The sequence below is a fragment of the Bradyrhizobium sp. 613_E4_N2_2 genome, from assembly GCF_052075995.1.
Lineage (GTDB): Bacteria > Pseudomonadota > Alphaproteobacteria > Rhizobiales > Xanthobacteraceae > Bradyrhizobium > Bradyrhizobium barranii.
This window is the reverse complement of the sequence record NZ_CP197234.1, coordinates 4,926,328-4,939,081: the sequence shown is the minus strand read 5'-3', so window position 1 is coordinate 4,939,081 and position 12,754 is coordinate 4,926,328. Positions and strand designations below refer to the sequence as shown.

12 protein-coding genes are annotated in these 12,754 nt (G+C 62.8%); 3 read left to right on the top strand and 9 right to left on the bottom strand.

Annotated features, from left to right (window positions below):
* Nucleotides 1-144: 144 nt before the first annotated feature.
* Nucleotides 145-2,349 (bottom strand): alkaline phosphatase family protein, encoded by a 2,205-nt coding sequence (locus tag AB7290_RS23935; protein WP_201266131.1) that lies wholly within the window; start codon nucleotides 2,347-2,349, stop codon nucleotides 145-147.
* Nucleotides 2,350-2,601: 252 nt separating this feature from the next.
* On the opposite strand from AB7290_RS23935, the gene AB7290_RS23930 reads away from it, so the two are divergent.
* Nucleotides 2,602-3,477 carry an MBL fold metallo-hydrolase gene (locus tag AB7290_RS23930; RefSeq protein WP_085399216.1) on the top strand — a complete coding sequence of 292 codons (876 nt, stop codon included), beginning with the start codon at nucleotides 2,602-2,604 and terminating at the stop codon, nucleotides 3,475-3,477.
* 79 nt (nucleotides 3,478-3,556) lie between these two features.
* Here the strand turns inward: AB7290_RS23930 and AB7290_RS23925 are convergent, their stop codons facing one another.
* The 3 genes from AB7290_RS23925 to AB7290_RS23915 form a co-directional block, all read right to left on the bottom strand.
* Nucleotides 3,557-4,180, bottom strand: a complete 624-nt coding sequence (locus AB7290_RS23925) for a septal ring lytic transglycosylase RlpA family protein (protein ID WP_245343975.1) — start codon at nucleotides 4,178-4,180, stop codon at nucleotides 3,557-3,559.
* A 258-nt stretch (nucleotides 4,181-4,438) separates the two neighbouring features.
* Nucleotides 4,439-4,933 (bottom strand): hypothetical protein, encoded by a 495-nt coding sequence (locus AB7290_RS23920; protein WP_063983612.1) that lies wholly within the window; start codon nucleotides 4,931-4,933, stop codon nucleotides 4,439-4,441.
* A 94-nt stretch (nucleotides 4,934-5,027) separates the two neighbouring features.
* Nucleotides 5,028-6,137 carry a DUF937 domain-containing protein gene (locus AB7290_RS23915; RefSeq protein WP_063983611.1) on the bottom strand — a complete coding sequence of 370 codons (1,110 nt, stop codon included), beginning with the start codon at nucleotides 6,135-6,137 and terminating at the stop codon, nucleotides 5,028-5,030.
* A gap of 647 nt (nucleotides 6,138-6,784) precedes the next feature.
* On the opposite strand from AB7290_RS23915, the gene AB7290_RS23910 reads away from it, so the two are divergent.
* Nucleotides 6,785-7,282, top strand: coding sequence for a DUF3551 domain-containing protein (locus AB7290_RS23910; RefSeq protein ID WP_349642871.1), 498 nt, complete (start codon nucleotides 6,785-6,787; stop codon nucleotides 7,280-7,282).
* Between the two features lie 53 nt (nucleotides 7,283-7,335).
* Here the strand turns inward: AB7290_RS23910 and AB7290_RS23905 are convergent, their stop codons facing one another.
* The 4 genes from AB7290_RS23905 to AB7290_RS23890 form a co-directional block, all read right to left on the bottom strand.
* Nucleotides 7,336-8,310 (bottom strand): ABC transporter substrate-binding protein, encoded by a 975-nt coding sequence (locus tag AB7290_RS23905; protein ID WP_441253987.1) that lies wholly within the window; start codon nucleotides 8,308-8,310, stop codon nucleotides 7,336-7,338.
* A gap of 54 nt (nucleotides 8,311-8,364) precedes the next feature.
* On the bottom strand, nucleotides 8,365-8,721 hold the full coding sequence (locus tag AB7290_RS23900) for a PilZ domain-containing protein (protein WP_085399213.1): 357 nt from the start codon (nucleotides 8,719-8,721) through the stop codon (nucleotides 8,365-8,367).
* Between the two features lie 322 nt (nucleotides 8,722-9,043).
* The gene (locus AB7290_RS23895; protein WP_071914505.1) at nucleotides 9,044-9,292 is read right to left on the bottom strand and encodes a hypothetical protein; all 249 of its coding nucleotides are present in this window, start codon (nucleotides 9,290-9,292) and stop codon (nucleotides 9,044-9,046) included.
* 116 nt (nucleotides 9,293-9,408) lie between these two features.
* Nucleotides 9,409-10,371, bottom strand: a complete 963-nt coding sequence (locus AB7290_RS23890; RefSeq protein WP_071914503.1) for an alpha/beta hydrolase — start codon at nucleotides 10,369-10,371, stop codon at nucleotides 9,409-9,411.
* Nucleotides 10,372-10,496: 125 nt separating this feature from the next.
* On the opposite strand from AB7290_RS23890, the gene AB7290_RS23885 reads away from it, so the two are divergent.
* Complete coding sequence (locus tag AB7290_RS23885) at nucleotides 10,497-11,174, top strand: nitroreductase (RefSeq protein ID WP_071914501.1); 678 nt, start codon at nucleotides 10,497-10,499, stop codon at nucleotides 11,172-11,174.
* Between the two features lie 452 nt (nucleotides 11,175-11,626).
* On the opposite strand, the gene AB7290_RS23880 is transcribed toward AB7290_RS23885, so the two are convergent.
* Nucleotides 11,627-12,748: an HD-GYP domain-containing protein gene (locus AB7290_RS23880; protein WP_085399212.1), complete on the bottom strand. Its 1,122-nt coding sequence runs from the start codon at nucleotides 12,746-12,748 to the stop codon at nucleotides 11,627-11,629.
* Nucleotides 12,749-12,754: the final 6 nt, after the last annotated feature.

Sequence of the window (12,754 nt, the reverse complement as noted above, 5' to 3'; positions counted from 1 at the left end):
TTCCACGCGAGCGGTCGCATGATGCAGTTGCTCCGGCCCCGGATTGCGCTTCGCTCCATCCGGGCTGCAACCAAATCGAGAGACGCGCAATGCACTGGCGGGATGGGCGGCGGTACAGCACCCATCCGTTGTGGCCCTCAATCGTTAGCGCAAAATCTCGCGCAGCACCTCGCCATCGACCTGGTGCGGTCTGACGCCCAGGATCTGCATGATGGTCGGCGCGACGTCGAGATTGTGCATGCGTCGGATCGTGGTGTTGTTGCGGATCTGCGGGCCGGCGGCGATGAAGGTCGCGCTCATCACCGGCAGCTTGGGATCGTGGCCGTGGGCACCGTAGAAGTTTGGCATCGACAGCGTGGTCGTCGCCGCATTGAACGGAGCATCGCCGAGCCGGGCGACGCCGGGGCTCTGGATGCCGTCGAAATTGTACCCCGGGGCCATCAGCGCGAATACGTCGCCAAAGTCCTGACCGATGGTCTTGCTGGTGCACTGTCCGAGCCCGGCCTCGCATTGTAGCGGGCGGGTCTCGACCACCGTGAACAGCCGCCCGTCCTCGAGCGAAGCGTTGAATTTGGGGTTGGGATCGACGGCATTCCTCACGGCCTCGGTGATCTGCGTCACCAGCGACTTGTAGGTGGCAGGATCGACGGTGCCACCCTGTTCGCGCTGTTGCAGGTTGACGTAGATGTTGGCCGCCGGACCGGAGGTGCGGATCGCCACCTTGGTGGTGTCGATGCCGGCGTTCTTCAGGATATTGGCCATGCTGACCGAGGTGTGGAACGGCGCAAAGCCGTGGTCCGACACGACGATGACGTTGCTGTCCGGCCCTGCGGCATCGGCGATCCGCTTCACCGCCCTGTCCGCGGTCTGATAGGCGAAGCGAATGTAGGACTTGTAGCGGGCGACCTTGGCTGCGTCCTGGTTGGCCCCGATCGAGTTCGGGTCCTTCGGGTTGGTGCCCTGGCGCGGGTCGGTGAGCAGGAACTGATGCTCGGAGCCGTCGGGCTGCTCAATATAGATCATCACGAGATCGGCGTCGGGATTGTTCAGGATGGCGCGCTCGCCGATATCGGCCTGATAGCGCACGAAGGTCTTGACCATGTCCTCGAACATCGCCTCGATCTCGATGTCCGGGAAATTGGTGAAGCCCGGGCTCAGCCGCTCCGGAATGCGGAAGTCGGCCTGCGGACGCCAGAAGCCGATAGTGTTGTTGATGTCGTCGACGTCGGTCAGGACCGGTGCGTTGCGCGGAATGAAGTTGGCGCCGTAACGGGCGAAGCGCACCACCGAGAGATCGGGCGCGAGCTGCGAGACGAAGTAGGCCGCACCGACCTTGGCGCCGCTGCCGTCGAAGAAGAACGGCGCGTTCTCGCCACCGAACTTCGCATAGGCCGGTCCGGTCGCCGGGGGCTTGAACGGTCCAGCCGTAATGCCGCGCGTGGCGTCGAAGAACACAAGCGTGTCGTAGTTCACCCTGCTGTCATTGGTGGTGTCGAGCGCCGCTACCCGGATCGCATATTTGATGTCCTGGGTAGCCGCGTTGGTGCAGGTTGCGGTCGGAGCGGATGCGCATGAGAACGTCTCGATCGGCGCGGAGGTTGCCAGCACCGGGCTGAACGAGAAGCGGCCAGCCGCCTGGAGGGCCGTGGCCACGGCCGGATCGGCGGCGAAGTCCGCCGATGTGAGCGAAAAGCCCTGGGCGCCGATACCGCCGAATGCGCCGAACGGCACGGTGTAGTCGGTGATGCGGATCGGCTGGGCCGGTTGCACCACCGTGCCGTTGATCGAGATGTCGGCGCCGTCGCCGCCCGGCCACGTCGCAGTGACGACTTTCCTGCCCTGCTGGCGCAGTTGCACCCACAGCGGCAATGCCGTCGGACGCGGCGAGGGCCCGAGCGGGCTGTCGCGATAGCCGCCGATCGGCGCGGCGAAACCGCTGAGGCTCGACGTAGCCGGCCCGACGATCGCCTGGTAGGTGTTCGAGGGAATGTCGTTGTGGACGGCGGTCGAGCCGGTGGCGATCTCGATATGCGAGACGGCGGTAAGTGACGGCGACGCCGTGATGTTTTGCTGCGCCACCGCGCCATGGCGGCTCAGCCGCGCCAGAGCGCCGTCGCGCGGCAGTACGCCTTCGTCGATAAATTGCTGGATGAAATCGGGCTTTGCACCGTCGAGCGAGATGACGACTACCGGCGGTGAGCGGTGTCCGTGATGATGGTCCCGATCCCTGGAATTCTCGAAGCCGCGGTCGCGGCCGTTGTCGTCCTGATCGGCGTGCGCCGGAATTGCGGTGCCGGCCAGCGATGCGGCGAGCGATATCGACGAGATCAGGGAGAGGAACGCTTTCATGTCCACGTGGTGCCCCTTGTTTCTTGCTGCGCAACCTGCGCGGGTTTGACCTGGAATGACGCGGGGATTATCGGGCGTGGCCCACGACGCGCGTGTGACGCCTCGGCGACGTGTGTGCGTCGTTGAGATAACGCGGCGTGGCTGTGGTCACGTCACACCGAAATCAAGGTCCCGGCCGCACAGGCATGCGCATATGAGGCTTGAGCACTGCGAACTCGCTCATTACGCTGAAGAAAAAGCGGCAGGAGACGCATGAAGCAACTGCGGATCGGCGACATCACCATCGATGCGGTGATCGAGCGGGAAGGGCCGTGGCGGCGGCCGCAGGATTTCTTCCCGGCCTATGACGAGGGCGTGTTCGCCCGTCATCTGCCGACGATGGAGCCGGAGGTGTTCGATGCCGCGCGCGGCATGATGGTCATCACCTACCAGACATTTGTCGTGCGCACGCCGCGCTACACCATTCTCGTCGACACCTGCACCGGCGAGGACAAGGGCCATCCGCCGCCGTTCGACTTTCCCGGCAAGGAGCGCTGGCGCAACGAATTGTTCGCGCTCGGCATCTCTTTCGAGCAGATCGACTACGTCTTCTGCACGCATCTGCACATCGACCACACCGGCTGGAATACGACCTTGCGCGACGGCCGCTGGGTGCCGACGTTTCCGAATGCAAAGTACGTCTTTCACAAGGGCGAGTACGCTGCCTGGGAGGCGGAGAATGCCAAAGGCAACAATCCGCCCGGCACCGTCTTCCGCGACAATTGCCTGCCGATCGTCGAGGCCGGGCAGGCGCTGCTGGTCGACGACGACTACGCGCTCGATGACACCGTCACACTGACGCCGACGCCGGGGCACTCACCCTGTCATTGCTGCGTGAATATCTTTTCGAAGGGGAGCCGCGCGGTGGTTGCGGGCGATCTCATGCATCACCAGATCCAGTGCCGCGAGCCGGACTGGTCGGCGAAGCCGGATTGGGATGTCAGGCAGTCGGCGGTGTCGCGGCGAAAGTTCTTCGCCTCCGTTGCGGACACCGACACGCTGATCCTGCCGATCCATTTTCCGGCGCCGACGGTCGGGCTGATCAAGCCGCTGGATGGGGCGTTCGACTATCGGTTCAAGCGGGATTAGGCCGTGTACGCCCAAATCAGTCCTTTCCCGCCGTATTGATCACGGCCCGGCCGCCGTCGATATATGAAATGAGCGGCCATTATCGAACGATTTCAAGGGTGACATTGACCACGCCGATCTTGATCATTCCAAGGGCCTGGGCCGCACCCGATGTAACGTCGATGATGCGTCCATGAACAAATGGACCACGGTCGTTGACTCTCACGATCACGGACTTTTTGTTCAAGACATTGGTCACGCGCAGGCGTGTTCCGAACGGCAAGGACGGATGCGCCGCATGCAGCGCATGCTTGTTGAATCTCTCGCCGCTCGCGGTCATCTCGTCTTCCGAGTAGAAACTCGCAAGCCCGAACAATGGGGTTTCCCTTCTGGGATGCTTTTTATGAAATGCATGCTGATGGTTGCTCTTCCGATGCGTTGCTCGCCGAATGTCGCCGTGAGCTTTCGGGCCTTGCCCTGCTGCGCGCTGACGCCGTCGCGGTGATTTCGTGGCAAGCGAGGGGAGGTCGTTGGCGTTTGGCGAACCGTTTGCGTCGCGGGTATGGTCATGCACTTCCAGCGGCGTTGCGCCAGGGACAATCGCCGACTTCGTTATTCGACCGAACTTCGCATGCGCAGAGTCAATTCCACCATCGAATGCGATGCATGATGCAGCAATCGCGGTAGCAGCGAGCAGTGCAGGTTGACCGCTCCATCGTTTCATGATGGCCCCCCAGCGCCTCAGCTGGTTGGAGTAGTTCGGTTCCAGGAATTGCCGGCTTTGACATATGTCAACGTTGCCATGGAAGGCAGCGGAGTTGCCATTTCGGTCAGCGCCCAGCCGACGCGCAACGAGAATTTGCCCAACTGCCCGCACATCGCCGCAAAGAACAGCCGCTGGCCTTGGGGAAGCCAGCGGCTCGGGCATCCCGCAAACCAATGGTGCAGGGCGCGTAGAGGTGGGCCGTGCGGCCCACCGAGATCAGATGCCAAGCGCGCTGGAGATTTCGCCGAGGGTTGCTTTCTCGGCGTCGCTGACCTGAACGCCCCCACCGAACCACCCTCCGCCTTCCGATGCAGCCTCAGCCGTCTTTTGACTAATCTGACGCAGCCAGCCCTTGAAAGCCGCGGCATCATCCGGAGCTTTCGCAGCAAGCAGCGCCGTGACTTCATGCAACGATGCGATTGTCTTGGTCTTGATCTCGGCCGGCGTGCTCTTGCCGAGCTCTGCCTTCAACCCGTCATGAGCCGCGGCCCGGCCGTCGCTCGTCTGGAAGTCGGCGACCACAGCCTTTACCAAGGGGTTGGCATTGGGATCGGTGGCCGCCTGGGCGAGCGCGGTGCCGCCAGCAAATGATTCCTTCAGAAGGCCAAACAATCCGCTCGGTTCGGCAGCCGTAATGGCCATTCCAGCATTCATCGGGCTTCTCAGGAGGAGCGCCCATTCATCCTTGGTGAAACTGGTCTTGTCGGCCATGGAGTCTTCTCCTTTCATCTTGCAGGACGGGAGGGTGGGAAACACGTCCCGTCCTGAAGTGTGGCGAGTTTATTGCGTGTGACGTCTCTGGCTTTCAGGCTTTCGCCAACTGGTCGAGCTTGGCACGAAGATTGTCGATCACTGGCTTTGCGATCGTGCCGGCCGGTGTCGCCGAGACCTTGTCGCACATCTGATTGATGGCCGGCGCCGCCGCGACGATCAGCTTGGCAAGCGCGCGTCGCGCTTCCGGAGAAAGCTTGGCAGCTCGTGCCGTGACGCCATCCAGCTGTGAGATGGCGTCGTTGATCTTCGGCAGGGCCGCCTGCGCGCTAGCTTCATCGGTGATGGTCGGCAGTTGAGCCTGCAGCGTACCAAGGGACGAATTGACCTGGTTCGCCAGATTCACGCCGTCAACGGTCAGATCCGCGGGCGCCATGCCCACAGTTCCGGTTGAGGGCCGCGTAATGTTTGTACTCTGAGCGACCGTCGGCTCGGTCGGACGCTGAAGCGCATATATGGCAAGCCCGGCAACGATAACGAGCGCGGCGAGCCAATATGGCCATTGCGACCGGCCGGCGGCCATGGCGGCCTGGCTCGCGCCAGTGGCGCCGGAAACGCCGGCGATCCGGCTCCCTGTGGCGGCGGCCGAGGCCATTCCACTGCGTGCCTTGTCGATCAGGCCCGCGGCGCCGAGTTGATCACTGAGGCCCGATGGAATCGCCGCCATGATCTGATCTTTCTGCGAGCGCAGAAGCGATGCCAGTCCGTTTGCATCCATCCCGGCGTCATGCTGCTGCTTGCCGAGCATACCCAGGACCAGCGGCCCGACCACGGCGAGTAACGACTTGCCGCCGCCATCGCCCATTCCCGCGAAACTCCCGATCGCCTGGGCCATGGTATCCATGGTTCGGCCTCCAAGCAGTCCGGACAACATGCTCGAACCCGTCTGAGCCAGGTCCGGGGCGCCGGCGTTGCGCAACATATCCATGGGATTGCTGCCTTGCTGTTGTGACAGCAGCTTTGACAGTTGATTGGCGCCGGCCGGGGTTCCGACCAGATCCGACAGGCTGGCCAGTATTGTCGGGATGGCCGCTATTGCGGCCTTCTGCGTCGCGCTTCGGTCCATCCCAAGAAAGGAGGAAATCTGCGCAATGACTTCAGGGGTCAGGAGCTGTTGTGCAGCTGAAATGAGATTGACGGCCATGGCGGTCTCTCCACTACGTTGCAGGTCTGTTGGTTGCCCCCTAATTCGCGAATTTGATGCGACAGGCGTCGATGGTTCCGAACGTCGCCTATCGCCCAAGTTGAGATTGCATCGATAGTTCGACTCCTTGATCCAGATCAAAGGTCTTCGGTACAGGGCAAATGCGAAGAGTTCGGCGCGAGATATCCAGTGCGCTGCGGCCCATCAGGCGGACCTGGTTGAGAGGCATCGATATTTCGCTGACGGGCCAGGATTGGCTATCGGCTCCGAGCACCGCAATGCCCGCTAGCGGGCATGATGACGCGCAGTGGGATTGTACCAGAAGACAATTGTTCGTCGCGCGGACATCCACGTTACTGGCAGTGCGCGGGTGGGCTGCGGTCCGCGCCTCGATGACGGTCCCGGAACCTCACACTCAACCCAAGTCCGGGGCCGTCGTTTGGATAATCCAAATTGATCAGAAGGATCGTCGACCGCGTATCGAACTTCGCCAGTTTCTTGCTCGCAAGCCCTGGATGCGGGCGCGCGGCGCTAGCTTGCCCGCGCTGCGGATGTGAAGCCTCCCGCGAGAACGTTCAGCGGGGACGAGCTAGGGGATGCTCTCACCTGAATTGCGAGCAATGCGGAAAGACCAGTGATATTGCAGGATGGCGGCTGCAGGGTCTTTCCGAGCAAGGCTCAGGGCCACTTATCGGATGAGTTATGTCCGCCGGCCCGGGGCGAGCGCAGAGGTGCCGATGTGGGCACGAGGGACTCGTTCGCCGCTTTCGTCGAGCGACGACGCAGGAGCTATGAAGCGTCGCAAGCGTCTCCCGTCTCCACATGAGCGGCGGTCGAACCGGAAAGCTTGGATGATCCATTTGGAGGAGGCGGCGATGCGGATGCTCCGTTGGCTAATCCTGGGCAGTGCGGCGATCCTGGCGATCGCCTCGGCTAGAGCCCAAACCTACGATCCCAGCCACCCCGTCTGCCTTCAGAGATGGGAGTGGGGTGGCAGCACCTATTTCGAGTGCGCTTATACGTCATGGGATCAATGCCGAGCGTCTGCGATCGGACTTTCCGCGATGTGCGTGGACAACCCGTATTGGCAGCGACCGCAGGCGAGGCTATCAGGCGGCCGCTTGCGTTCATCAACCCCATACTGATGCGCCCGGCGACAGTCTCCCAAGCGCAATTTTCGCGCGCAGCATTTCCGTTGCTATTCGATCACCTCGTCGGCTCGGGCGGACAGCGTCATCGGAATGTCGAGACCAAGAGCCTTGGCGGTCTTGAGGTTGATATTCAGGATCACATCCGTCGTCTGCTGGACGGGAAGCTCCGCCGGACGGGCCCCTTTCAGAATGCGATCAACATAGCCTGCAGCGCGTTGCCATAGTTTGAAAAGGTTGGCCGAGTACGACATCAGTCCTCCTCTCTGAGCCGAGTCGCGGAATGGATAGATCGCCGGCAAGCGCCGCTCTGCAGTGAACTCGATCAGGCGGGGAACGAGGGGTATCAGCGATGGATCGTCGGTGACGACGAGACCATCGAAGCCTCTCTCCCCAAGCGCGGCGAAGCTGTTGTCGATGTCCGCGCGCCGTATCGAGAGAGCCGTCAGCTCGATACCGAGACCGGGCGCCGCTTTCTGCATGAGTTCGACTTGGTTGGCGGTCGTCGGATTGTCAGGATTCCACAACACTGCGACACGGTGCACTTTCGGTGCCGCCTCCTTCAGCAGTTCCACCCACTTGACACCGTATTCGCCCGAGAGCTGCGACAGCCCGGTGATATTGCCGCCTGGTCGGGCAAGGCTTGCCACAAGACCGGCTCTGACCGGATCTCCGCTCATGCAGACGATCGGCACCGTGGACGTTGCACGTCGCGCAGCCTGCGAAATTGGTGTGCCTGGAGTCACGAGAACATCGACGTTGAGCGTGAGGAGTTCAGCGATCAATGCGGGAACGCGCTCCGGCTCTCCGTCGGCGTAGCGTTCTTCGAGCAGCAGGTTGCGCCCCACGACATATCCCAGGTCCGCAAGTCCCTGACGGAAGCCGGTCTGGTAGTACAAGTCCGTCCCGCGAACGCCACCCCAGACATAGCCAACCCGCGGCACCGCGGGTTGCTGCGCATGGGCCGCGAGGGGCATGACGGTAACCGCTGCGCCGAGAAGCGCGACAAAACTGCGGCGTTTCATTCGGTCACCTCGCGACGCCCTTCCGCTGCAATATGCACCCGCGCGGGCGAGGAGTCAGGTCGATACTTCCGGGCTAAAGACCCCGCCGCGGCACACGAGGCGGCGATCAAGTCGCACCACATTTGCGGGCGCGCCGGAATCGTTCGCTGCCTTTGGCGCGCGACGACGCAGGAGGAATAAAACGCCGCAGAGCGTCTCCTTTTTCCATACGACGCGGCAGTAGAAAATTCCGGAATGACCGTCGAACGACAACACAAACTCGTCGGCAAATATGTAGTACGGCGTGGAAATGCGGGCACCCAAGGCGTTGATATCGCGCACCAGGCACGGATGAGTCCCGTGAATTTCACCAAACGATAGCCGCGCGGCCCGGTTGATCGGTATGCGCTTCATTGCACGACGTTCGATCATGGCGAGATGCTCCCAATGAAAGACGATCGCACTCGACGAAGTCACTTTCCCGGTCCCGCCGATATCCGGAAAACGGCAATTCCCGCACGTTGATCTGTGCGGCTCACGCTAACAAGCAGCGTTGTTGTCTTATTAAAATTGGATCGAATTGGTGGTTAATTCGAACAGCTTGACGACGATGTTACCAGAGGACGGTCGTGCTTTCGACTTGGCCCGGCCATCTGATCTGTGCCGCACGGACACACATATGTGGATGCCCGGGACAGGCCCGGGCACGACGGAGTTGCAGAGTGTCCGTGCAGCAGTGGCGAACCAGCAGCGATCAGGCGCCGACCTCGCACTTCTTCATGAAGCTGTTCTTGGCGGCACCGGCAAGCGGCTTGCCGTCGGCGCTGACGGCCTTGGGCGTGCAAGCGTCGGCCTTGCACTTCTTCATGAACGAGGTCTTGGCGGCGCCGGCGAGCGCCTTGCCGTCCTTGCCGACCGCCTTGCTCTCGCAGGTGTCGTCCGCGAAGGCCGAGCCCGCTGCAAAGGTGGCGACGATCGCTGCGAGAAAAATCCGCTTCATCATGGGTGTCTCCCTAGGACAAAATTACCGAGCGGATTGGAGCCGCGAATCGTGGCGCAATCAAGCAGGATCGATGCGCGCCACGACCGATGTCGCGGATTTTTCCATTCATCTGCGGTTCAGATTCCGCGCGCGAGCAGTGTCTTGAAATCGGCCCGTGCGCGTTGCGCCTCGGCCTTCGCGGCCGCGGAAGCATCGCCAAGGCCGAAATAGCCGTGGATCAGGCCGGGGCCCTCATGGTGCTTGACGCGGACGCCGGCGGCCTCCAGCGCCCGTGCATAGGCCGCGCCTTCGTCGCGCAACGGATCGAACCATGCGGTGGTCACGATCGCGGGCGCGAGCCCTTTGAGCGAAGCGGCGCGGAGCGGCGAGACCCGCCAGTCGGCGGCATCCTTGGGATCGGCGAGATAGTGGCCGCAAAACCATTCCATCGTCGCGCGTGTCAGAAAATAGCCGTCGGCATTCTCGGTGCGTGACGGATAGGGCGCGTTCTCGCGCGCATCCGCGTAGCCCCCGACGACGTCGGTCACGGGATAGACCAGCAATTGTGCGGCCAGCTTGATGCCGGCGTCGCGGCAGGCGATCGCGGTGGCGGCTGCGAGATTGCCGCCGGCGCTGTCGCCGGCAACGCCGAGACGCTTTGCATCGCCGCCAAATTCCGCGACGCGGTTGAAGATGTCACTTGCGGCAGCGAACGCGTCCTCGAAGGCGCCGGGAAAACGCGTTTCCGGCGGGCGCCGATAATCGACGGAGACGACGACCGCACCGGTCTCGATCGCGAGATTGCGCGCCTGCCGGTCGTGGGTTTCGAGATCGCCCGCGACCCAGCCGCCGCCGTGGAAGAAGACCACGGTTGGCGCAGGATTGGGGCCGACGCGATAGACACGTGCATCGAGCGGCCCGGCGCCGCCTTTCACCTTGATATCCTGCACCGTTTCGACGGGGGGCGGCGGCACATCCGCACGCGAGGCAGCCAGTGCGCGCAAGGCATCGCGGGCGCTCTGTGGCGTCATCGTGGTGGGATCGCGCAGCGGCAGCAGCGGGATGATCTGGGCGATGACGGGATCGAGCGGTGCGGGCATTTGCAGGTCCTCGCTGGGTTCTTGGTCTTGCTTGCGGGGTAGCATAGATTTGGCGTACCGCATCGGCAACCGGTTACGCGTTACAATTGCAATGCCGCGGAATGAACGGTCAGGGAGGTCAAGAGTTGGAATTCGAAACGCTGGTCCAGTCGCGCCGCAGCGTGCGCGGTTTCAAGCAGCAGCAGGTATCCCGCGCGGTGATCGAGGCGATCATCGGGAGCGCCAAGCGTGCGCCGTCGTCGATGAACACCCAGCCCTGGCATGTCCATGTGCTCACAGGCCCTCCGCTTGAAGAGCTGCGCCGCCGCAACATGGAGGAGATGGTCGGCGGCGCCAAGGTCAAGCGCGACATCATCAGCCACGGCGAATACCAGGGCATTCATCGCACCCGGCAGGTCGACATCGCCAAGAAGCTGTTCGGCGCGATGGGGATCGCGCGCGACGACAAGCCGATGCGGCAGGACTGGGTGCTGCGTGGCTTCCGCCAGTTCGACGCGCCGGTCTCGCTGGTGCTGACCTATGACCGCGTGCTGGATCCCGGCGCGGTCTGCCATTTCGATCTCGGCGCGCTCTGCTACGGCATCGTGCTCGCGGCCTGGGACCGCGGTCTCGGTTCGGTGATCAACGGGCAGGGCATCATGCGCTCCGACATCGTGCGCGAGGTCGCGAGGATTCCGGAAGACGAGGTCATCATGACATGTGTGGCGATGGGGTATCCTGACGACAGCTTCGCCGCGAACGCCGTTCGCTCCGATCGCGAGGGCAACGACGATTTCGTGCGTTATGTCGGCTTTGCCGACTAGTACGGGAAGTCACTGATGCGCAGAGCCGGCTGACGCTGCGAGCCGACTAACGCGGAGAGCCGGCTGAGGTGGAGGAGAGGAGATTATTCTCTCGTCAATTTTTTTGATGCTGAGCCGTTGGTGGCCTCTTGCAATCTCGATCGCGCGGGAGGAACAATACGCGGAGTGAAAGGTTTGTTGCTGGCGCGAGGGAATCGACATGCGGCGGCTGGCTAGCCTGGTTCGACGGTTCTTCGGTCCGCGACCGCGGTATCCGATTGATGATGATCCAAATCTTCCCTTCACACCCGATGAGCTCGGCAAGCTGATCCGGAGTGGCAGACGCGAGGACATGAAGCTGCTTGCGGAAGGACTGGCCTCCCGGTCGATTCCGCACCGCGCCAAATACCGGGCCACGCACTAAGCGCGGTTCGTGACGAGGTCCTCGCTGCGGGATCGCCCAGCCTGCGCGGTCATCGCGTGAGCGCAACCTCCTTGAACGAGGTTACGAGGGCCTTCTCCAGCTTTCCGGTCATCCCGCAAAGAATGTTGTAGGCCTCGGTGCGCGGCATCGTCGGCTTGTAGTGCCGGTGTTCGATCAGCGCGGCGAAGATGTCCGAGATCGTCAGGATGCGGACGACGTCGTTGATGCTCTCGCCGCACAGCGCGTCGGGATAACCGCTCCCGTCGAGATATTCGTGATGATGCCGCACGGCGTCGAGAATCTCGGGCGAGATTTTCTCGTGATCCTTCAGAAACTCGTAACCCGCCGCCGGATGCTTCTCGATCATGGCGCGTTCGTCAGTGTCGAGGCGGCCGGGCTTGTCGAGGATCGCAAGCGGAATCTGCGCCTTGCCGATGTCGTGGAACATGGCTGCGGAATACAGCCGCTCGAGATCGGTTCGCCCGACACCGAGGCTCAGTCCGAAGTCGATCGCCACGCCGGTCACGAGCAGGCAATGCTGGTAGGTTCCCTCATGGTGACGCCGCACCGTGGCAAGCCATTCGGACAGGCCGTGCTCGGTGATGCGGTCGGCGATCCTGCGGCCCGCTTCCTTCGTGCCGTCGACGTCGAGGGGCTCGCCGAGCGTGACGGCCGTGAACATCGAAGCGATGGCGGTCGCCGCGGCTTCGACGGCATTGTCCGGATGGGCTGCGTCCCTTGAGCCAGCAGAGGCCAGCTCGGCCGGGTCAGCCAGCGCTGCCAGCAGCTTGCTCTTGTTGAGCGCCCCGGGAAGAACGAGGGTGGCGCCGAGTGCGTAGGCCTGCGAGATGCCGACGTGGGACGAGTGCTCGACGAGGAAGATGCGCTTCGTGGCTTTCGCCAGCTTGCCGGCGCGCTTCTTGATGGCCGCGATGGTGCCGACGTCACGCAGCTCCGCGCGAACGACGACCGCGAATGGCACTTGTGACAGCCTGGCTTCCGCATCGAGTCGTTCGCCGGCGACGGTAAATTGCCGTTCGAGGGCCGAGCAGACCCCCGCCAGTTTGTCGGACGAATCGGCCAGCACATGCACAAACGGGCGAACCGCTTCCGTCGTTCGGATGCCGCCGTCGCTTTTGACGGGGCTGGATATGGTTCGGGCACTCTGCACGGCGGA